Origin of the sequence: Mesorhizobium argentiipisi (SeqCode) (genome assembly GCF_037179585.1) — a bacterium.
Classification (GTDB): domain Bacteria; phylum Pseudomonadota; class Alphaproteobacteria; order Rhizobiales; family Rhizobiaceae; genus Mesorhizobium; species Mesorhizobium argentiipisi.
In genome coordinates, this window is record NZ_JAPYKO010000003.1 from 330,048 (window position 1) to 350,421 (window position 20,374).

Below are 20,374 nucleotides of genomic sequence, written 5' to 3' on the forward strand. Positions count from 1 at the left end.
CGTGAGCGAGGCAGGATGGATTGGGTTACGGGAACAATCAAACGCCGATGTTGCGCGCGATCATATCGGCAGCCATGCGCTTACGCCACTCGAGTGGCCCGGAACTGTGAATGGAGTTTCCTTCAACGTCGACAGCCATGATGACCGGCATGTCCTGCACCTCGAATTCATAGATGGCTTCCATACCCAGGTCTTCAAAGGCCACGATCCGTGCTGTCTTGATCGATTTTGCAATCAGGTACGCAGCACCACCCACTGCGATGAGATAGGGCGTCTTGTATCTGACAATCGATGCAATAGCGGTTGGCCCCCTCTCCGCTTTGCCGACCATCGCATATAGCCCCGTCTCAGCGAGCATCTTTTCAGTAAAACTGTCCATCCGGCTGGAGGTTGTTGGGCCAGCCGGCCCGACGACTTCACCCCTCACGGGGCGGACGGGTCCGACGTAGTAGATCAGGCGTCCCCGCAGATCGACGGGAAGCGGCTCGCCGGCATTGATCAAATCGATCATCCGCATGTGGGCGGCGTCACGGCCTGTCAGCATTTTTCCGGACAAAAGGAGGGTCTCCCCGCAGCGCCATGATGCCGTCTCTTCCTTTGTGAGCGCATCAAGGTTGACCCGCCGGACGTTGGCCGTGAGCAAGTCCTTATTTCCGACCTGTGGCCATTCAGAAAGGTCGGGCGGTTGGAGCTGGACCGGCCCTGTGCCATCCAAAGTAAAGCTCAGGTGCCGGTTGGCGGCGCATTGCGGAATGAGCGCGACTGGCTTGGACGCGGCGTGTGTAGGATAGCTTGCAACCTTGACGTCCACAACTGTTGTCAGGCCACCTAGGCCCTGAGCGCCAATGCCTAGCCCATTAATTCGCTCATAAAGCTCGATCCGCAGTGCCTCCTCAGCGTTCGACGGCCCTCTGGCGGTCAGTTCCGAGATGTCGATGGGCTCGTTCATGGCCTCCTTGGCCAGCAGCATAGCCTTTTCAGCGCTGCCACCGATGCCGACCGAGATCAAGCCGGGGGGGCACCATCCGCTGCCAAGGGTCGAAACGGTGTCGACCACCCAGTCGGCAACGGACGCGCTGGGGTTAAGGGTGGTGAAGCGCGCCTTGTTTTCGGACCCGCCCCCTTTTGCTGCGATGGTGATTTCAATCTGGTTGCCAGGCACGAGGTCGACGTGGACGACTGCCGGCGTGTTGTCGCGCGTGTTCACCCGTCGGCCAAGCGGATCCGAGACGATCGATGGTCGGAGGGGATTGTCGGGGTCGAGATATGCTTGGCGAACGCCCCTATTCACGAGGTCGGCGAAACCGACCGTTGATTTGATGCGGGCGTCCATGCCGACCTTCGCGAAGACCACTACAAGGCCGGTGTCCTGGCAGATCGGCCGCCGCCCGAAGGCTGCCATGCGGGAGTTCAGCAGAATCTGCCCGATGGCATTCTTCGCCGCAGGGCTCTGTTCGCCCGCATAGGCCTGCGAAAGAGACCGGATGTAATCTGGAGGATGGTAGTACGAGATGTACTGAAGGGCGTCGGCAACGCTCCTTGTTATATCCTTGCCGGCGATGGTCCGTGTTCTTCGATCCACGAAAACTTATCCAAATGATCCGAGGCCATTTACCATCTTGAGGATTTGAAAGCTCCGCACTCCCTGCTCGCCGCCCTCGTATCCATAGCCGCTTTGCTTGACGCCGCCATAAGGCGCGTCCGCGGAAACCCCTTTCAGGTAATTCACACTGACAGCGCCTGCCGAAAGGCCTCTGATCATCATCTGTTGCGCGTCGGCAGCGCCAGTGAACAAATACGCGGCCAGGCCGTAATCGGTCGCGTTGGCTTCCTCGATTGCCTCTTCGATACCTTCGAACGGCGCCACCGTGAGGATCGGTCCGAAGGGCTCTTCATGAAGCACTCTGGCATCCTTTGGCACGCCCGTCAGGATGGTTGGCGGCCAGTAAAAGCCCGGTCGGTCGAGGCGGGCGCCACCGGTCTCGATGCGGGCGCCGCGTTCGACTGCATCCTTGGTCAGGCGCTGCATGGCCTCGATTCGCCTCGCGTTCGCCATCGGACCCATGTCCGTTGCAGCGTCGTCTGGTGGGCCGATCCTGATTTTGCGGACCGCCTCGGTCATCCGGGTCAGAAATTCCTCGTAGAGTGGCCGCGCGACTAGGATCCTGCTGGGCGCATTGCAGCTCTGGCCCGCGCACTCGAACTTGTATTCCGAGATCGCCTGTATGGCCTTTGGGAGGTCCGCATCCTCGCACACTATAACCGGAGAGTGCCCGCCGAGTTCAAGAACGCAACGCTGCAAGTTATTCGCCGCTATTGCGGCCAGCTGTTTTCCAACCGCCGTGGAGCCCGTGAAAGTCAACACCTTCACGATTGGCGAACCGAGCAGATGCCGCGATATGTGCACCGGAACACCGAAGACAAGATTCACCACGCCGTCGGGAATGCCTGCTTGGCGCAATGATTCAACGATATGGACAGCCACGCTCGGTGTCTCTTCAGCCCCTTTGAGGATCACCGGGCAGCCTGCCGCCAGCGCCGGAGCGAGCTTGCGGGCGATGAGGACGGCCGGATAATTCCAGGGCGTAAAGGCAGCGACGACGCCGAGCGGCTCCGGGACGATCATGCGGTTCGGCCCCATCGGAATAGGGGCCGACAGCTCTTCGGCATGCCTGCCGTTCCATTCCAGCGTTTCGACGGCACGCGTGTACTCACCTGTCGCTTCGGCAATCGTCTTTCCTTGTTCGGCCGTCAGGTGCCTGGCTGCTGATTCAATCTTCGTTGCCAAGATGCTTGCGGCTGCTACCAGGATCTCGCCACGTTCTTTTGCAGGCCATGAAGACCAAGCCTTGCGGGCGCGTTCTGCCGAAGCCAGGGCCTCATCCAGATCCGACACCGTCGCCGAGGCCACCGAGGCAAATACCTTCTCCGTTGCCGGATTAATCACCGGCAATCTGGCTTTGCTACCACTGGCCCGCCATTTGCCGGTGATGAAGAGCTCGTGGCTCCTGGCGTCGGACATCGCGTGCTCCACTTGTGTGAATTCCAGCCATGCGAGTGCCGCTCGACGTGAAACCGGCAACTCGCTTGAGTCAGTTTCATCGCGACGGTCGCGGCGGGTCAAATATCGATTAGTGCCGAAATCCATCTGGAATCCAGATCGATCTAATTCAATGGTAAAAAAGGTCGTGTTTTATAGATCGACGGCTGTCAGGCCGCGTCAGGAGCCGCGGCTGCCCAGCCCCGGCTCTCAATTAATTCTCTGGCGACCTTGGGGATGAGCTTGCGGACCGCGGAGACGGCCCCGGAACGCTCATCTTTAGGATTTACAGCAAGCACAACCGAGCGTGTAATCACCGGATCGACGATCTTGACAGTCCGCACCAGCCCTTGAGAGGCTTCTTTCTGGACCGCGGACGGGGCCAGAATAGAATGGGCTTTTCCCTCTACGACCATGTTGATGATTGTTGAGAGAGAGTCCACTTCAAACTTGACATCCAAGGCGCAACCGTGTTGTGCGACGACGTCAGCCACCGAGCGCCTGACGTTGTTATTGCGCATGGGAACCGCCAAGGGGAACGCATGCAGGTCCGTCAGACATATCGACTCCTCGAAAGGCGGCTCACCTGACGGCACCACCAGACAGAGGTCTTCGCGCGCCAAGACAGTCATTCGCCCCACACTGTCCGCGGTGCGGTAGAGAACTGCCAGGTTGAAGCGCCCAGCAGCCATCCACTCCTCTAGCGGTCCAGTCATGCCCTCGACCATCTTCAGGGAAACTTTGGGCAGTTCGTTTCTTACCGATTCAAGCAGCGGGCCGCTTAGGACTCGAGCAGCTCCAGACGGAATGCCAATAGTCACCTCTCCCGCCGGGGAAGCAGCTGAGTTGGTCAATTCCACCTCGGTAAGTCGAATTTCCCGGAGAATCGCCCGCGCCCGATCGAGGAGTTTGGCTCCCGACGCCGTGACACTCACGCCGGTCCTATCGCGTATCAGCAACTGGGTGCCGAAACCTTCCTCCAGTTGGCGCACATGTAGGCTCAGCGCACTCTGGGCGACATTGAGGAAGCCGGCGGCCTTCGTAAAACTGCCTGCTTCAACCACGCCGACGAAATATCTTAACTGCCTGATTTCCACGGGTACTCTTCCGAGGGACAACTCCAATTTATGTAATCTATCTCGAAATGCGATGGCGCGACAGCAATAATTGTGCCACTGCATAGACCCTCGGGCGAGGCAATTGGACCGCGTGGTCTCGTGTCATCCCGTCCGCGCTCCTGAGTTGCTAAGGACACGAACGCCCCAGCTAGGCTTTCTGGCTTATGGCGAGGATTTCAAGGGCCCTTCGAACGACCGGTGCATCGATCATCTTTCCGTCCAAGGCGAAAGCACCTCTGCCCTGCGCGGCGGCATCGTTTTCTGCCGCGACGACACGATGGGCCCACTCTAGTTCCTGTGCGCTTGGCGAAAAGGCCTCATTGAATATGGAAACCTGTGTGGGATGGACCGCCAAGGCTCCGGCAAAGCCAAGCCGCCGCGCATGCACCGCGGCTTCATGAAGCTTACGGGCCTCCGAGAACTCGCCGATGCTCCCTACGAAACCAAGCGGGAGCAAGCCGGCCGCCCGTGCGGCAAACAGAACAGAAAGGTTCGGCGTCAACAGAAGGTCGAACTCCGGGGTGCCGCCAACAGCGGCACTGAAGTCTTCGGGGCCGAGCGCCATTGCGACCATCCTGGGATGTGCCCACGCAATGGCCTCGAGCCTTTGCAAGGCGCCCGGAGTCTCGATTTGGGCAACGAACCGGATGCGTCCCAGCGGAAGACTTCTTTCCCGTTCAAGTTCTGAAACTGCATTGGCGATCTCTACTACCCACTCTGCCGAATCCGTCTTCGGAAGAACAAGCGCGTCAACACCCGATATAACTGCTGCATCAAGATCGGGCGCCAAAGCGCGCAAACCATGATTAACGCGGACCAGGACAGATGCGCCTTTCCGGCCCACCTTGGCCACGCATTCAGGAAGCTGCCGCCGTGCTTCTCCCTTCTGATTCTGGGGAACGGAATCCTCGAGGTCGAGTATGACGCCATCCGCACCCCGCTCATGGGCCCTTTCCACAAAGCCCGGTACGTGAGTGGGTACGAAGAGCAGGGATCTCCAACGTGGTACAGACATCGCGGTTTCAACTGACGGAAAGGTGTCCGCGATCATGGAGTCACCTCTGCAATCAAATTACGCGAGCGTGACGGCAGTGGGCTTGCTGGATGGCCGAAGCGCTGAAATGATCTAAGGTACACAGGCTTTTCGCAAACCGCGAGCGCACTCCCCATACTCGGACGCGCGCTCACGCTGACGCGGCTCTGTCGCGCAAAAACGCCAGAACCTGCTGGCGGACAGCCTCAGTATGAGCGCCAAGAGCCGGAACTGGGCGTAGCGATGGCTCCTCGTAATTGAAAATTGCCGCCGGCGCGATCGTCTCGACGCTTCCTTCAGGCGTGCCAATCTCGACTCTGCGGACATGTGGATGTTTTGAAACATCCGCCACTTCGTTCAGTCGGCCATATGCCAGTCCGGCCGCCTCAAGCTCCTGCATTGCTACCTGGCAGGATAGTTCAGAGAACCGCCGTTCAATGATCTTCTCAAGTTGCGCACGGTGACTGAGGCGCTCCATATTGTCGGCAAAACCAAGTGCGCGTGTAAGTTCCGGCTGCTTGAGGAACTTCTCGCAAAAACTCACCCATTCGCGGTCATTCTGAACCGAAAAGATGACGTCCTTACCATCGGCACAACGATAAGCGCCATATGGCGCCAGAGACGGGTGTTTCACACCGGCGCGTTCCGTGTAGTAGTCGCTATAGTCGTTTTGCAGAACCGGAACATTCATCCAGTCAGCGACAGCATCGAACAGTGACACCTGAATGCTGGTCCCTTCGCCTGTGACCTCGCGGTGATACATCGCCTGAAGAATGGCGCTGTGCGCTGTCATGCCCGCTGAGATGTCACAGACCGAGACTCCGACACGCGCGGGCCCTTGTTGGTTGCCTGTGATCGCACATAGGCCTGTTTCGGCCTGGACGATGAGATCATAGGCCTTCAAGTGTGAATAAGGCCCTTTGTCACCGAAACCCGAGATGTCACAGGTTATCAGGCGCGGAAATCGGCGGCGCAGGTCAGCAGACCCAAAACCCAATTTTTCGATGCTGCCCGGCTTTAGATTCTGGATAAAGACGTCAGCAGCGGCAATGAGCGTGTCGAGGACCTCGCGGTCCGCCTCCAACCTCAGGTCCAGACACACCGATTCCTTACCCCGATTAAGCCAGACGAAGTAAGCACTCTGCCCTCGGACCAACTTGTCGTAGCTTCGGGCAAAGTCCCCTTCGGGCCGTTCGATCTTGATCACCCGGGCACCGGCATCCGCGAGCCTGGACGAGGCGTAAGGCGCGGCCACGGCCTGCTCGACGGCTACGACAGTGATCCCCTCAAGAGAGTTCTGCATGCGACACCGTGCTTTCATCCAACGTCTTCGCTTTGAATCCGGCGACGATTCAGCATCGCTAGCAACCGGTTCTGCTCGTTCCCAGCAATGGAGAATCCCTCGTCCACCCCCATTCCAGGCTTGGCGAGCATCATGTCGGCCTGGGTGGCTACAGAGACATGCACGGAAGCCTGTGCGGACAGATCCGTTTCGGTACAGCTCCCACCGACATAAGCCCCGACGTTGTTTTCCTTGCAGATGAGAACAGCGCGCACCGTATCGACGATTGAGCCGACGTCCGGCGTCTTTATCTGGACGAGATGCGTTGCCTTGGCCTCGGCAAAGAGCCGTATTTCCTCAAGCGTATTGCATCTCTCATCCACGACGATACGCGCGCTGGACCCCCGGGTGTCGAGGATCGATACGATCTTGGCGTAGTTTTCAATTTGGGCTTGCGTCGAACCAAAATCTGCCGGGGACTCAATGTTAAGCGTGAAATCCGAGACCGTATCTGCAACCTTGCAGATAAAGTCGGCGATGCTTTGCGGCTCTAGGCCGATTTCCTGGCCGATCCAGCCGTAAACATCGAAATGCAGCACCGGATGATACCCCTGGCGGCCGATTTGGCGCGTGCGCGCTGCAACCCACCTTACGAAGTCCGCGAAGCTCTGTCCGTCGACGCCGAATTTCTGCCGCGAGTTGATCAGTCCGTGGGGGAGCACGTCCACGCCCTTCAGGATCATTTTATCTACATTGATTTCGCGCGCGTCACCGCTCTGACAGTAAATCGGGACGCGGCACGTCGGTAGCGGCAGATCGAACTCCGCGCATAGGATCTCCGCCATTGTCTTGCGCTGTAGATGGGCGGTTGCGCGAAGCAGGGCTTGGCTCACGCCATACTCGACAGCCAGAGGTAAGCGCAGATGTTCGATAGGCTCAAAAACCTTTGCGCAAGAAGTACGAAACCGACCTGCATCGACATCAAAAAGCCGGGGCGCGACGACGCGTGACGTAAAAACTGAGATCTGGTTGGCGTCGAACAGAGGATCCCGTCCACCAGCACCAGAGTATTGGACGTTCATCATGTCGCCCCAAACAACGGTCTCGTCGGTAAGGACGAGACCGATGCTGAGCGAAGATGCTGGAATGCGAATCGACGTGAAGCCAGGCGTTATCGGTTCGCCGACATAGCGGAAGCCGTCCTGGGTCGCGCCGGATCTAATGGCGGCCTGATCGTCATAGAAAAATGCGCCGTTGCCGGGCGCGAGGAGGACATCTTTGATCTGCACTTCAGCTCGCTCGATTTCTATCGGATTGCGTTGACGGCGAATGTAGTTCGGCTATCGCCCAAGCATGCGCCACTTAACCTAGACTTCGCCAATATAATGTTCCGGACCCTGCCATCATGTTTTCAGATGACCGGGCGCCGTTTGGTCGGCCAAATGCGCCAACGCGCTTCATTCAGACGAGTTTCGCTTGCAGGCGCGCAAGCATTTTCAGGCAGCTCTTGAGCTGGTCGATCTCGACGAACTCATTTGGCTTATGGGCCTGCTCGATCGAGCCGGGCCCGCAAATGATAGCGGATATGCCCGCTTCCTGGAAAAGACCCGCCTCGGTGCCGAACGCGACGACGTCAGCACCATTGGCGCCGGTTATTTCATAGACGATATCTCGCGCCTCCGACTGCGCCACGACCTGAAGTCCTTCCACCTCGCCGACGACGATCGTTTCTATGTTGGCAGAGGGTGACACGGCTTTCATTTCCGGCAGGAGTTGTTGATTGATAAAGGTATCGAGGCTCTTTTTGACCAGGGCGGCGTCCGATGGCTGAACTGGGCGCAACTCCCATTCAACAGAGCAGTTCCCGGCAATGATGTTGCGGCCCGCGCCACCGAAAATGCGCCCGATCTGAATGGTAGCCCAAGGCGGATCGAAGCGGCTCCCCGCCATTGCGCGATCCTTCAGCCTTTGGCCGAGCTCCATCAGATGTGCAATGAATCGCGCCGCATACTGAATTGCGTTAACCCCGAGGTCTGGCTGGGACCCGTGGCCCTCAAGGCCTACGAAATTGGTGGTATATTCGTAGCATCCCTTGTGGCCTTCGATCACCCGCATCATCGTCGGCTCACCAATGAGGGCGGCGGAGGGCTTGATGCCACGTCGGGCCAATTCGTTCATGAGCGCCTGAGCGCCAAAGCAGCCCACCTCCTCATCGTAGGTAAAGGCAAAATGCAGTGGCCGAATGAGATTGAGTTCCGCAGCACCTCGCGCAGTAGCAAGACAGCAGGCGAGAAAGCCTTTCATGTCGCATGTGCCCCGGCCATAGAGCCGCCCATCCCTCTCCACCATCTTGAAAGGGTCGCTCGACCAGTTCTGCCCTTCGACCGGCACGACATCGGAATGGCCGGAGAGGACGATGCCTCCATCCTTTTCCGGGCCAAGCGTTGCGAATAGATTGGCCTTCTCCCCGTCTTCGTTGTGCTGCAGGAACACTCTTGCCCCAAGCTGGCCAAAGAAACTGGCCAGATAGTCAACCATCGCAAGGTTGGAGTCGTGAGAAATGGTCGAAAACGCGACCAGCTGACCAAGTATCTGTTTCGTATCTTCAATCGTTGCGCCCGACATTTCGTGCTCCACCAGTTCATGAGACCCGCTAGGTCTCCCAAGACTGAGCATGCGCTGACCGCCCTGCCGCTGTAGCGAGACACCGATCGAGCGGCGCCCATATGCGGACTTCAGTTTTTGACGAATAGTTTCCGCGGCACGTTGGCCAAGCACTCCATCCCGGTCTCGGTGATAAGGACGGTCTCGGTCATTTCAAAGCCCCAGTCTTCCATCCACAGACCGGTCATGAAGTGGAATGTCATGCCCGGCTGGAGTTCTGTCTTGTCACCACGGCGCAGACTCATGGTGTGTTCACCCCAGTCCGGCGGATAGGCGCAACCGACCGAATAGCCGACCCGGTTCTCCTTTTTGATGCCGTAGCGTTCGAGGACGTCGCAGAACGCGATTGCGATATCCTCCGCCTTCGCCCCCGGCTTGCAGACGGCAAGCCCAGCCTCCATTCCCTCTAACGTCATCTTCTCAGCGGTCACGAACGTCTCGCTTGGCTTCCCAAGGTAGACGGTCCGCGATATCGGGCAGGTGTAATGCCGGTACACGCCGGCGATCTCGAAAAAGGTGCCCTCGTTGTTGCGCATCGGCTTGTCGTCCCAAGTCAGATGGCAGGCGGCCGCGTCCACACCTGAAGGCAACAGCGGTGGGAACGCCGGATAATCGCCACCGAACTCAGGCGTGCCACGAATACCTGCATCATAGATCTCGGCCGCCAGATCACATTTGCGCATTCCGGGCTCGATTACCTCGTAGATACGCTCATGCATCAATTCGATGATGCGAGCAGCTTTGCGCATGTAGCCGATCTCGGCCGGGCTTTTTACAAGCCGCTGCCAGTTGACCAGGACCGTAGCATCAACGAATTTTGCATTCGGCAGGCCGGCAACAAGCGACTCATAGGCCGCAGCCGAGAACCAGTAGGCATCCTTTTCAAGGCCTATAACGCCCTTATCCAGCTTGCGGTCGATAAGAAGCTTGGCGAGCAGCTCCATCGGATGGCGCTCGGGAGCGTGAACGTAGTGGTCAGGATAGGAAGCAATGTTTTCCGTCCCGAAATAGCAAGTCCGCGTTGCGCCGGGCGTATCGAGCCCGCGCCCGAACCAGATCGGGTCGCCGGAAGGGGGCACGATGACGGCCTGATGGACGTAGAAGGACCAGCCATCATAGCCGGTCAGCCAATTCATATTGGCAGGATCGCTCACGATGAGAGTGTCAATGCCCCGCGCTTCCATCGCCGACCGCGTTTTGCGAAGCCGCGCTGCGTATTCGTCAAGGCTGAAATTAAGAGCCTTCATGACCGTGGTTCCCCTTACAAATTCCGTTTCTCGTTCTGATCTCAGAGATCCTAAACACCATTTCCGGGAGCCTCATGACCGTCAAATGTTGTTTGTAGATTTAAGTCATCTGGCATTCAGATGGGCTTCTCCGCAGCGAAGACCCATATCGCAATCTGTCTCACACGTTCGCGCAAGTCCGCACCTAGGCGCCCCGTCAGTCCGCAAGGTAACCAATTTGCTCGGTAATCAGACCGAAATCCCAATCCCAATGCAAGGAGCTGCTAAGTACAGCGCCTCTCCCGCCCGCAGTGCTTCAAACATTCGAGCAATAGCAGCGTATTATCGGATCGGCAGTCCGCCGGCGACAAATTGAGTTCCCTTTCGGCAAGGCTGACCCCGCTGCATGCCACATTCGGGCGCCGGTGCGTGGGCCACTGCGCCCGGAAGAACGGGAAGGACAATTTTAGAGGGATATCTTTCCGAATGATAAACTCTGTTTATGGACGGGCCGCCGGCAGGTATGCTGCCGATGTGGGGATGCGGAATGGGATTGGGAGCGCCGATGGTCAATTCGAGGCTGTGCCCTTGCCTAACAACGTGAGCAACTGGCGCCAGCAATGACATCCGCACCTCGTAGATTTCACCCGGTACGAGTTTTTCAGATTTGCGGAATGACTGGACTACTTCGTCCGAGTATGTTCGCTTCTCGTCGATGGAACGAAGCGAAGCACGCAGCAAGCCCGATTGGAGGAAGAGTATGTTGCCCTCAGGATCGACGTCTTTCAAAGTTAATTCCAGGTCAGCGTCATCTCCATGGTCGATGCTGAGATAGAGCGTTATTTCTGGGTTTCCTAGCAGCGTCATATCCGAGACGGCGGCGGCCGTCCGATAGTTTAACACACCTTCTTCATACGGCTGGATCGCGAATTGCTGATTGCTTCCGTAGAGTTCTGATCCCGCCGGGTAGAGGTAGGGGCGAGAGCCATCATTCGGGCTAGCACCCAGCTTGGCAGGCCAGATCCTGGCATCGGCCGTGAGATAATAAGGACAGCGCTCGACTTTTGGTTCTGGCCAAGTCTCGTGCCTTGTAACCCAGCCCGCAACCGACTTCTTAGGATCGCCATCGGGCTGGGTGACATCCCAATAAACAGCCACTGGTAATTCATGCTCTATTCCATTCTCAACGCCCTTCACCCATCGGTCCAGGAATCTCATCCGCTCATCGTCTACCAGGCTGTAGCTGGTCGGCCCAGGTCCGCCAATAAAATGATCGCCGTTCATCAGGACCAGCTTCTTGTGCTCCACGTTCGGCATCAATTGTGTAAATACCCGAGCACTTTCCCTAACCGCACCGCTGCCATAATCATCCTGCCACGAGGCAATAAGCATGGTGGGTATATTGACTTTACCGGCGACCTCATCCCGGGCCAGATAGATTGACTCCCACCATTCATTCTTCAGTGGGTGCTTGCGAGCTTCGTCAAAGAATTGACGCTTGACCACTTGCCTGTCGCTCCCACGAATTGCAGCACACTCAGTATCGCCTGCGCGGATGCGGTCCTCCGCTCCGCTAACCTGACTGACGAACTCAGCGTTGAGCGACCATCCTGCAGTTATGTCGTGTTGGTGCATTCCGCCCAGGTGCCAACAATCCTCATAGCCGTCCTCGACGCCAGTTCCCACGATTGCCCTCAAATGAGAGGGCTGCTCTGCTGCGACCCAGAATAGAACCGTACCGGCAGATGAATTGCCAATCATTCCAACATTGCCATCGCTCCAAGGCTGTTGGGCAATCCATTCGACCACTTCGGCACCATAGATCCCCTCCTTGCGGTCCATCCAATAGTCGATGATACCTTCCGAGCAACCCGTCGCGGGAAAGTTGGCACCAACGAAGGCGTACCCGGCTTCAAGAAACGGCTTCGCAATCTCGAAAGCTGCGGCACTTGCTGTATACGGTGAATACAAAAACACGGCCGGAGCAGGCCCAGACTTCAGGTGGTATGAAATATACGCAATGCGTGTTCCGTCCTTCATGGGCACGTAACTGATTTTGCGAACCACACCAGCTTCAGTAAACTCTGCATCAAGCGGCATTCTAAACTCCGTGAAATTCTAGTTCCGAATCATAAAGGCCGGGCGCGTATTCTGACGCGTGTCGGCAGATGTGCCGAAAGGGCGCTGCTAACCTCACGACAGCCAGCAAGCTGACAGGTGCTGCGGCCCCACTTCGATCGCCGGGGGTTCTTCTTGCCGGCAGCGATCGACGGCCAGTGGGCAACGCGGATGGAATCGACAGCCCTTCGGCACGCGCGCGGCACTTGGAACCTCACCTTGCAGAGTCGGCAGCTCGGCGCGACCTGCATTCGTGCCAATCTGCGGGGTGGCGTTGCGCAAGGCGACAGTATAGGGATGGCAGGGGCGGAATGTGATCTCGTCGGCGCTGCCGATCTCGACCAATTTTCCAAGATACAAGACGGCAATCCTGTCGGCGATCAACCAGGCGAGCGGCAGATCGTGGGTGATGAACAGCAGCGCCATGTCGTGCTTGTCGCGCAGGTCAACCAGGACCTGAAGAATTTGTGCGCGAATCGAGACATCGAGCATCGAGACAGGCTCGTCGGCGACGATGAGTTCCGGCCTGACGGCAAGCGCTCCGGCAATCACGACCCGCTGGCGCTGCCCGCCGGACAGCTCATGTGGAAAGCGGGAGAAGAAATCATTGGGAGGATTGAGGCCGGCCGACGCTAGAGCTTCGCTGACCCGCTCCGTGAGTTGGGCATGGTTCTCGACTAGCCGCAGGGAGCGCAGCGGCTCTGCCACAATGTCGAAGACGGTGTGTCGCGGATTCAGCGCCTGATAGGCGTCCTGAAAGATCATCTGTACGCGATGCCGGTAAGGGCGCAAAGCCGACAAGCCTTGAACGGAGGTCATGTCGCGGCCTTCGAACAGCATTCTGCCGGCTGTCGGCTGGGCAAGCTTGGTGATGACGCGGCCCACAGTGGTCTTGCCGCTTCCCGATTCGCCGACCAGCGCGACGATCTCACCCCGTCGGACGTTGAGGTCGATCCCGTCCACTGCGCGCACGGCGCCGGCAGGTCGGCCCAGGACACGGTCGAACAACCCGCCCTGGATAGGAAAATGGACCTGCACGCTCTCAAGACTCAGGATATCGGCGGTGTCAGGCATGAGCTGCAACCTTGTCTTCTTGCGAGGACCGGTGAAGGTGACAGGCGACGCGTCCCGGCCCGACCTTGTCGAGGCTGGGGACTTCGGTCGCGCAAACTCCCATGGCCGACGGGCAACGCGGATGAAAGGCGCAGCCTGACGGCCGGTTCATCAAGTTGGGGGGATCACCGGGGATGGGCCGAATAACCCGTTTGCCGCTCGCTAGGTTCGGGATCGATTCGATCAGCAGGCGTGTATAGGGATGTTTGGGCTGGGCGAAGATCTCATCGACAGTGCTGTCCTCGACGATCCGGCCCGCGTACATGATCATGACGCGATCACAACACTCAGCCACGACAGAAAGGTCGTGGGTGATCAAAATGAGGGCAAGGCTAAGCCTCGATCGCAACTCACCCAGCAGCTTCAGAATTTGCGCCTGTGTCATGACGTCGAGCGCCGTAGTCGCCTCGTCGCCGATGATGATTGAGGGGCGACATGCGAGTGCCATCGCAATCATCACCCTTTGGCGCATACCGCCCGACAACTCGTGGGGATAGGCAGTGCCGCGATCCGCCGGAATGCCGACGAGCTCGAGCAGCTCCCTGGCCCGCGTGGTCGCCTCGCCTCGCGACATGCCGAGCTTCAGTATACATGGCTCGGCGATTTGCTTGATGATGCGGTGAACGGGATTGAGCGCATTCATCGCGCCCTGAAAGACAACTGACGTTTCGCTCCAGCGATGTGGCCGCATCGCCGCATCATCATCGATCGGCAGTCGGTTACTTCGATAGCGCACTTGGCCGCCGCTGATCCGCGCGTTGGGTGATAGCAGACCCGCAATCGCCATAGCAGTCGTGGTCTTCCCACTGCCCGATTCACCGACGAGGCCAACGGCCTCCCCGGCCCGGAGCGCGAAGCTTACGCAGTCGATCGCACGCGATGAAACGCCCTTGAGCCCATAGTCGACAGAGAGCCGGTCGATTTCCAGAAGCGGTGCCATGTCATGGGAGGAGTTTGTCATGGGATCACCCTCCGCCGTGGATTGAATGTGTCGTCGAGGGCATTGCCAATCAGAACGAAGCTAAGCGAAACCGTGAGGACGCACAGTCCGGGTGCACCGAGGTACCACCAGGCTCCAGCACTCGCGGCGCCGGCGCGCTGGGCCTGTGAAAGCAAAGTCCCCCATGAGGGCTGCAAGGGGTCGCCAAGCCCGAGGAATGAAAGCGACGTCTCGACATAAATTGCGCCGGCGACGACCAGAGCACCATTGGCCGCGATTTGCGGCACGAGATTGGGGAGGATATGCCGCACCATGATGCTGAAATTGCTGCTGCCCACAACGCGCGCGCGATCAATGAATGTTCGCTCTTTGAGCGACAGCGTCTGACTGCGAACGATACGCGCGACGAACGCCCAGCTTGTCATGCCGATAACGACAAGTATCACGAAAAGGGAAGGACGAAAGCCTAGGATTTCTCCACCGTGCCCCATCACCTCGAGAACCACAGGTGTGATGACCAGCGCCAGCACGAAGGACGGCATGACGAAAAAAAAGTCCGTCAGGCGCATCAGCCAGACGTCTATCCTGCCACCGTAGTAGCCAGCCGTCATCCCAACGGCAGTCCCGACAACAAGACTGATCAGAGTCGCCAGTAGCGCGATCGTAAGCGAGATCCGGGCACCATGGACGACCAGATTGAGCACGTCCCGACCCACCTCATCGGTACCCAGCAGATGTTCAACCGATGGTGGCGCGAGGAAATCGCCAGTTGCATTGATCGCGGTCTGAAGCGGTCCCACCAGAATATCGGGCACCGCTGCCACTGTCAGAAAAAACATTAGACATACGAGGCCGACCCGAGCACCACCGTAGCTGAGAAATTGACGCAGAAAGCCTTTTATCGCGCGCGCCCGGCCTCGGGGGGAATAACGAACTGTACTTTCACTCATTGTCGAACCCTCGGATCAAGCAGCCCGTAGGCAAGATCGGCTACGAGGTTTGCGAGAACAATTGAGGCACCAAGCAACAGGAATATGCCTTGTAGGACAGGGTAGTCCCGTGCGTTGAGCGCTTCCACCGTCAGGCCGCCGATCCCCGGCCAGGCGAATACGTCTTCGACGGTGATGGCACCGGCGACCACGTAGCCGAGATTAAGGGTAATCAGCGTTACGACCGGTAGCGTTGCATTGCGAAATGCATGACGCATCAGCATCTGACCGCCGGTCAGTCCCTTGGCCCGTGCAGTCACCATGTAGTCCTCGGTGACTACGTCACTCATTGCGGCACGAGCGACTACGACATATTGGCCGATAAGTCCAAGGGCCACCGCGGTAACCGGGAGCGCGAGATGCTGCAGATAGTCGAGCAACGAATCAAGGGAGCCCATGATCGCGCCGTGCGAGTATGCACCGTAGCCCGGAAACCACCCCAAGGCAGTGCTGAAGATCACAACCAGGAGCATGCCCAGCCAGAAAGAGGGCGTAGAATAGAGCGCCAGCGAGGTTCCCGTAGCCATATGGTCGACGGCTCCTCCACGGCGCCAACCCGCATATAGGCCAAGCATGACCCCGCATAGGATGGCGACGAATTGGGCTAGACCGACTAGGGCGATGGTAGCCGGCAAGCGCTCCAAAATCAGGTCAGCGACATGCCTACCCCTGAACTTGAAGCTGTAACCCAAATCGCCCCGAAGAGTTGCCAACAGGTAGTCGACCGCTTGGTCCGGGAACAGCGGCCGGTCAAGACCCCAATTCTGGCGCTGGGCCTCGATCTGCTCGGCTGTCACGGTACTGCGCGCGCCGCCCAGCAGAAGCGCTGCAGGGTCGCCGGGAATGACTCTAAACAGGATGAAGTTCAAACTCGCTACCATCATCAGGGTTACAAAGGCCCTCCCGACAATGCGCCCGATGTGCCGGCTCGTCCTGCCTCCGTTCACGAGGCTGGCACCGGCTTCAGGCGATCAAACGGGAAGTAGCCCCACTGCGACACCTGATCGTCCCGACCCCACCCCTCGAAACAGTCCTTCCGACGAGCATCGAGCAGGGTTGGGTAACACAGCATGATGTAGGGCGCGTCAATGTAAATGAGGCGCACGGCCTCGTCGACCAGTTCCTTGCTCTTCTTAAGGTCGGCGGTTTTGTCGACCTCAGATAAGAACTCATCGAATTTGTCATTTTGCCAGTACGAGGTGTTGTCGCGAGCGCCACTTTTGCCAATGATGAGCACATCGTGCGCCGAGGGCGACAACCAACTCGCATCAACAAGGAGATCCCAACCTCCCCCGCCATTCGTCGGGGCTGCAGTGCGGTCGATGAGCGCGCCGGATTCGAGCTGGGTGACTGAGACGGGGACGCCAATTTGTCCCAACCAGCCAGCGATAAGCTGCACGACTGCGATGGGCATTTCGAGGGTGCCGGAACGGGTCCCTGTGATCAGCTCCAGCTGGAAGTTTTTCCCCTCCTTGTCCTCTCGGACGCCGTCGCCGTTCGCGTCCCGATACCCTGCGGCATCGAGCCGGCGGCCGGCCTCGGCGAGATCGAAGTGGCGCCTGGTGTCGTTCAAGTCCGAGTAGTATTGAACGGCCGACGGCATGCCCAGTCCCACGCCGGGCTCAGCGTGCCCGCGGAAGGCGCGATCGACGATGACCCGCTGGTCGATCGCGTAGCCAACCGCATCGCGAAATGTCGGATCCTGCAGGGCCTTGGTGCTGCCCGCCCCTTTTCCGGCGGCCGTGTTGAACGCTAAATAATTCCGCTGCTCGATACGCTGTTGGCCGACCACTATGTTGGGGTCCTTCGAAAGCTCATCCCACTGCGCAGTGGTTAGATTGAAACCGTACTCGAGATTTCCGCTCTTAAGGCCTTGGGCCATCGGGTCTGCTGTAGTGAAGAAATTGATGACCATACCGGCTGTTGCCGGCTTCCCTGTCCGGAAATATTCGTTCGGGATGAGCCGGACAAATTGGCCCTGCTGAAATTCCGTAACGATCATCGGCCCGGTTCCAACAAGAGGCGGGTCGTTGCGAAAGGTACTACGCGCATCGACGTAGCTGATGTCCTTCCAGATGTGCTCCGGGACCATCATCATGAAGTTGTCGATTGGCCAACGGGTTGGAGCCTTGGTCACGATCTGCAAAGTCTCGTCATCCAGCGCCTTGATGGACTCGACGTTTTGCAAGCCGTCAGTGTTGTTCCAGCCAACGTTCAGCTCCTCTGGCTTGCCTATAGAGCCGCGCAGATAGTTATAGGTGAACGCGGCATCTTTGGCTGTGGCAGGCTGGCCGTCAGACCATTTCATGCCCGGCCAAATCTTGAATGTCCAGGTGAGCTTGTCATCGGAAACCGACCATTCCTTGGCAAATCCTTTGCGGTCAGAGTGACGCTGGGCGTCCACTCCGACCAGAGTGTCGTAGGTGAAGAATGTCGGCCAGTACGAACTCCAGGTCGCGAAGGGGTTCATCGAGTCGGGGGCGACGATTGCACCGAGGCGGACGATGTGATCGTCACAAGAGGAGGCGGCGATCCCCGCCGAGGACATCACCCAAGGTGCAGCCGATCCCAAAAGCATTGTTTTCATGAGGGCACGGCGACTAAGTGGCCACTCGTTCATAGTGTTCTCCCATTATTTATTTGTGGGTGCCTTCGAAACAGGTCGGCGACGCTTGGTTCACCCTAAACCCAACCAGACCTCCCGATTATGGCTCCATTTGAGTCGCGGTTGCTTGATCCCACAAATATATATTTCATATGAACCTATCTGGAATCCAGAAGGGTGCCCTCGCGTGATCACCTCTTTATGTGCTCACGCACCCAAGGGAACAAAACCAGCCCTGCCTAGACACCAAACGTGCCTCGACTAGCGATCCGGATGCCCGGCTCTATCGCAAGGGCAAAGGCAAGGAGACCAAGTTGTGCTTCATGGGTCATGGCTTGATGGAGAACCGCCATGGCCTGCTGGTCGACGCCTGCCTGACGCTGGCTGACGGGCATGCCGAACGGGTAGCGGCACTGCACATGATCGAACCTCGCGCCGAGCGGCCACAGGCGATCACGCTTGGCGCCGACAAGGCCTACGACGCGGCAGACTTCGTCAATGAGCTGCGCTCGATGAGGGTGACGCCGCACGTGGCGCAGAATATGAGCGGCCGCAGTTCCGCGATCGACGGGCGCACCACCCGGCACGGCGGCTATGTGTGAGCCAGCGCATCAGGAAGCGATATGGCACCCGCGATGGCTCAGCCTGCGCGGAATTCTCCTGGGAGGGGCATGATGAGAACGACTCAGCCTGTGGCCGCGGCTGGGTTGTCTTTGGCACTGCAGGCCGCCTCGTCGGCCACTTCTATATCCACAATGCCGACGATTCAGGCTTCGTTTGCGAAAGATCCTGACTTCTTCAACGGCCTGCTAATCTAAGACCTCCTCAAGGGAATGTGGAAGGTGTTCGATGACCTCCACGAACGTCTCGAATTCCATCGGATAGATGGCCTCGACTTGAGCCGTCTTCATGATGCGATGCAGACGTCAACCAACATCTAGACGTCATGTTCCGGGGCTGAGATCGGTGGCCCGCCCTTTCGTGCGATTAAAAGACGAGGGTTGCTCGGATGGGCCGAGCCGATCCTCACGCACGGAGGGCGAGCCATGGGAGAGTATAGCGAAGCATTTGTTGCGTTTGATGTAGCCAAGAAGAAGCACGCGGTTGCGATCGCGGAGGGCGGCCGCAACGGCGAGGTCCGGTTTGTCGGCGAGGTCGAGAATAGTCCTGCGGCGATAGCGCGGACGATCAAGAAGCTGGGAAAAAAGTATGATCGACTGCACGTCTGCTTCGAGGCCGGGCCGACGGGTTATGGGTTGTGCCGGCAGGTCCGCGATCTTGGTCACGACTGCATGGTGGTTGCGCCGGCCCTGATCCCGAAGCGGCCGGGCGAGCGCGTCAAGACCAACCGGCGGGACGCGGTCACGCTGGCGCGGCTGCATCGGGCGGGCGAGCTGATCGGGGTATGGGTGCCGGACGTGGTCCACGAAGCTGTCCGCGACTTGGTGCGAGCCCGCGAAGCCGCAGCCGACGACCTGCGCCGCAAACGCCAGCAGCTACTTTCCTTCCTCCTGCGCCACGGGCGGATCTACGAGAACGGCGGTCATTGGACGTTGGCGCACCGGCGCTGGCTTGCCCGCCAGAGCTTCGAGCATACCGCGCAGCAGATCGTGTTCCAGGAGAAGATCGACGCGATCGAGGACGCGGCTCAGCGACTACACCGCCTGGACGAGCAGTTGCGCGCCGTCGTGCCAACCTGGTCCATGGCGCGGGTCGTCGAGGCCTATCAGGCCATGCGCGGCGCTTCGTTCCTGGTCGCAGTGATCTTCGCGGCCGAGATTGGGGATGTGCGTCGCTTCGATACGCCGCCGCAGTTGATGGCCTTTCTCGGCCTCGTCCCGGGGGAGCGCTCGACCGGTGACACGGTTCGCCGGTCGAGCCTTACGCTCGCCGGCAATCGACGCGCCCGCCGCGCCCTGGTCGAAGCAGCATGGACTTATCGCTATCCTGCCAGGGTCAGCGAGGCCCTGAGGGCCCGGCTTGAGGGGCTGCCCAAGGCTGTCCGCGATATTGCCTGGAAGGGGCAAGTGCGGCTCTGCGCCCGCTATCGTCGCCTCAGCGCCGCCGGCAAGAAGCCGCCGGTGGTCGTGGCTGCGATCGCACGCGAGATGGCCGCCTTCTTGTGGGCCATCGGCCGTGAGGTCGCGCCGTCATAGCCGGTCTCGACCCAACCTGCTGCGCAGTGCTGGGGGTGGGGCCACGGTGGGGAACTCCCGTCGCTAGTTATGTGGCCGAGCCGATGCGCC

Annotated in this window: 15 protein-coding genes and 1 pseudogene; 2 read left to right on the plus strand and 14 right to left on the minus strand. The window is 58.9% G+C overall.

Features of this window, described 5'->3' with window-relative positions; genetic code table 11:
• Positions 1–37: 37 nt before the first annotated feature.
• From O7A05_RS06990 to O7A05_RS07055, 14 genes are all read right to left on the minus strand, one after another.
• The gene (locus O7A05_RS06990; RefSeq protein ID WP_337092250.1) at positions 38–1,582 is read right to left on the minus strand and encodes a fumarate hydratase; all 1,545 of its coding nucleotides are present in this window, start codon (positions 1,580–1,582) and stop codon (positions 38–40) included.
• A gap of 6 nt (positions 1,583–1,588) precedes the next feature.
• The gene (locus O7A05_RS06995) at positions 1,589–3,022 is read right to left on the minus strand and encodes an NAD-dependent succinate-semialdehyde dehydrogenase (RefSeq protein WP_337092443.1); all 1,434 of its coding nucleotides are present in this window, start codon (positions 3,020–3,022) and stop codon (positions 1,589–1,591) included.
• 188 nt (positions 3,023–3,210) lie between these two features.
• Complete coding sequence (locus O7A05_RS07000; RefSeq protein ID WP_337092251.1) at positions 3,211–4,137, minus strand: LysR family transcriptional regulator; 927 nt, start codon at positions 4,135–4,137, stop codon at positions 3,211–3,213.
• A gap of 169 nt (positions 4,138–4,306) precedes the next feature.
• A complete protein-coding gene (locus O7A05_RS07005) occupies positions 4,307–5,209 on the minus strand; it encodes an HpcH/HpaI aldolase/citrate lyase family protein (RefSeq protein ID WP_337092252.1) in 903 nt (300 codons plus the stop codon).
• A 133-nt stretch (positions 5,210–5,342) separates the two neighbouring features.
• Positions 5,343–6,494 carry a CaiB/BaiF CoA transferase family protein gene (locus O7A05_RS07010; RefSeq protein ID WP_337092253.1) on the minus strand — a complete coding sequence of 384 codons (1,152 nt, stop codon included), beginning with the start codon at positions 6,492–6,494 and terminating at the stop codon, positions 5,343–5,345.
• A 14-nt stretch (positions 6,495–6,508) separates the two neighbouring features.
• The gene (locus O7A05_RS07015) at positions 6,509–7,762 is read right to left on the minus strand and encodes a methylaspartate ammonia-lyase (protein WP_337092254.1); all 1,254 of its coding nucleotides are present in this window, start codon (positions 7,760–7,762) and stop codon (positions 6,509–6,511) included.
• 172 nt (positions 7,763–7,934) lie between these two features.
• Positions 7,935–9,098 carry an acetylornithine deacetylase gene (gene argE, locus O7A05_RS07020; protein WP_337092255.1) on the minus strand — a complete coding sequence of 388 codons (1,164 nt, stop codon included), beginning with the start codon at positions 9,096–9,098 and terminating at the stop codon, positions 7,935–7,937.
• Between the two features lie 110 nt (positions 9,099–9,208).
• Complete coding sequence (gene doeA, locus O7A05_RS07025) at positions 9,209–10,384, minus strand: ectoine hydrolase DoeA (RefSeq protein ID WP_337092256.1); 1,176 nt, start codon at positions 10,382–10,384, stop codon at positions 9,209–9,211.
• Between the two features lie 321 nt (positions 10,385–10,705).
• Positions 10,706–12,463 carry a CocE/NonD family hydrolase gene (locus tag O7A05_RS07030; protein WP_337092257.1) on the minus strand — a complete coding sequence of 586 codons (1,758 nt, stop codon included), beginning with the start codon at positions 12,461–12,463 and terminating at the stop codon, positions 10,706–10,708.
• Between the two features lie 93 nt (positions 12,464–12,556).
• Positions 12,557–13,555 carry an ABC transporter ATP-binding protein gene (locus O7A05_RS07035; protein WP_337092258.1) on the minus strand — a complete coding sequence of 333 codons (999 nt, stop codon included), beginning with the start codon at positions 13,553–13,555 and terminating at the stop codon, positions 12,557–12,559.
• A complete protein-coding gene (locus O7A05_RS07040) occupies positions 13,548–14,555 on the minus strand; it encodes an ABC transporter ATP-binding protein (protein ID WP_337092259.1) in 1,008 nt (335 codons plus the stop codon). The genes O7A05_RS07035 and O7A05_RS07040 overlap by 8 nt, the downstream gene beginning before the upstream one ends.
• Positions 14,552–15,484, minus strand: a complete 933-nt coding sequence (locus O7A05_RS07045) for an ABC transporter permease (protein ID WP_337092260.1) — start codon at positions 15,482–15,484, stop codon at positions 14,552–14,554. The genes O7A05_RS07040 and O7A05_RS07045 overlap by 4 nt, the downstream gene beginning before the upstream one ends.
• Positions 15,481–16,470, minus strand: a complete 990-nt coding sequence (locus O7A05_RS07050; protein ID WP_337092261.1) for an ABC transporter permease — start codon at positions 16,468–16,470, stop codon at positions 15,481–15,483. The genes O7A05_RS07045 and O7A05_RS07050 overlap by 4 nt, the downstream gene beginning before the upstream one ends.
• Positions 16,467–18,143: an ABC transporter substrate-binding protein gene (locus tag O7A05_RS07055; RefSeq protein WP_337092262.1), complete on the minus strand. Its 1,677-nt coding sequence runs from the start codon at positions 18,141–18,143 to the stop codon at positions 16,467–16,469. Before O7A05_RS07055 ends, O7A05_RS07050 begins: the two co-directional genes overlap by 4 nt.
• Positions 18,144–18,382: 239 nt before the next feature.
• Between O7A05_RS07055 and O7A05_RS07060 the strand changes: the two are divergent.
• A pseudogene (locus tag O7A05_RS07060) lies at positions 18,383–18,750 on the plus strand (transposase); the annotation flags it as partial.
• A gap of 424 nt (positions 18,751–19,174) precedes the next feature.
• Positions 19,175–20,284: an IS110 family RNA-guided transposase gene (locus O7A05_RS07065; RefSeq protein WP_320305371.1), complete on the plus strand. Its 1,110-nt coding sequence runs from the start codon at positions 19,175–19,177 to the stop codon at positions 20,282–20,284.
• Positions 20,285–20,374 lie beyond the last annotated feature (90 nt).

What these genes read in the sequence shown, in the direction of transcription:
- O7A05_RS06995 (WP_337092443.1), bottom strand. Translation starts at nt 3,022, where the DNA reads ATGTCCGACGCCAGGAGCCACGAGCTCTTCATCACCGGCAAATGGCGG.
- O7A05_RS07005 (WP_337092252.1), bottom strand. Translation starts at nt 5,209, where the DNA reads ATGATCGCGGACACCTTTCCGTCAGTTGAAACCGCGATGTCTGTACCA.
- O7A05_RS07010 (WP_337092253.1), bottom strand. Translation starts at nt 6,494, where the DNA reads ATGCAGAACTCTCTTGAGGGGATCACTGTCGTAGCCGTCGAGCAGGCC.
- argE (WP_337092255.1), bottom strand. Translation starts at nt 9,098, where the DNA reads ATGTCGGGCGCAACGATTGAAGATACGAAACAGATACTTGGTCAGCTG.
- doeA (WP_337092256.1), bottom strand. Translation starts at nt 10,384, where the DNA reads ATGAAGGCTCTTAATTTCAGCCTTGACGAATACGCAGCGCGGCTTCGC.
- O7A05_RS07030 (WP_337092257.1), bottom strand. Translation starts at nt 12,463, where the DNA reads ATGCCGCTTGATGCAGAGTTTACTGAAGCTGGTGTGGTTCGCAAAATC.
- O7A05_RS07035 (WP_337092258.1), bottom strand. Translation starts at nt 13,555, where the DNA reads ATGCCTGACACCGCCGATATCCTGAGTCTTGAGAGCGTGCAGGTCCAT.
- O7A05_RS07040 (WP_337092259.1), bottom strand. Translation starts at nt 14,555, where the DNA reads ATGACAAACTCCTCCCATGACATGGCACCGCTTCTGGAAATCGACCGG.
- O7A05_RS07045 (WP_337092260.1), bottom strand. Translation starts at nt 15,484, where the DNA reads ATGAGTGAAAGTACAGTTCGTTATTCCCCCCGAGGCCGGGCGCGCGCG.
- O7A05_RS07055 (WP_337092262.1), bottom strand. Translation starts at nt 18,143, where the DNA reads ATGAACGAGTGGCCACTTAGTCGCCGTGCCCTCATGAAAACAATGCTT.
- O7A05_RS07065 (WP_320305371.1), top strand. Translation starts at nt 19,175, where the DNA reads ATGGGAGAGTATAGCGAAGCATTTGTTGCGTTTGATGTAGCCAAGAAG.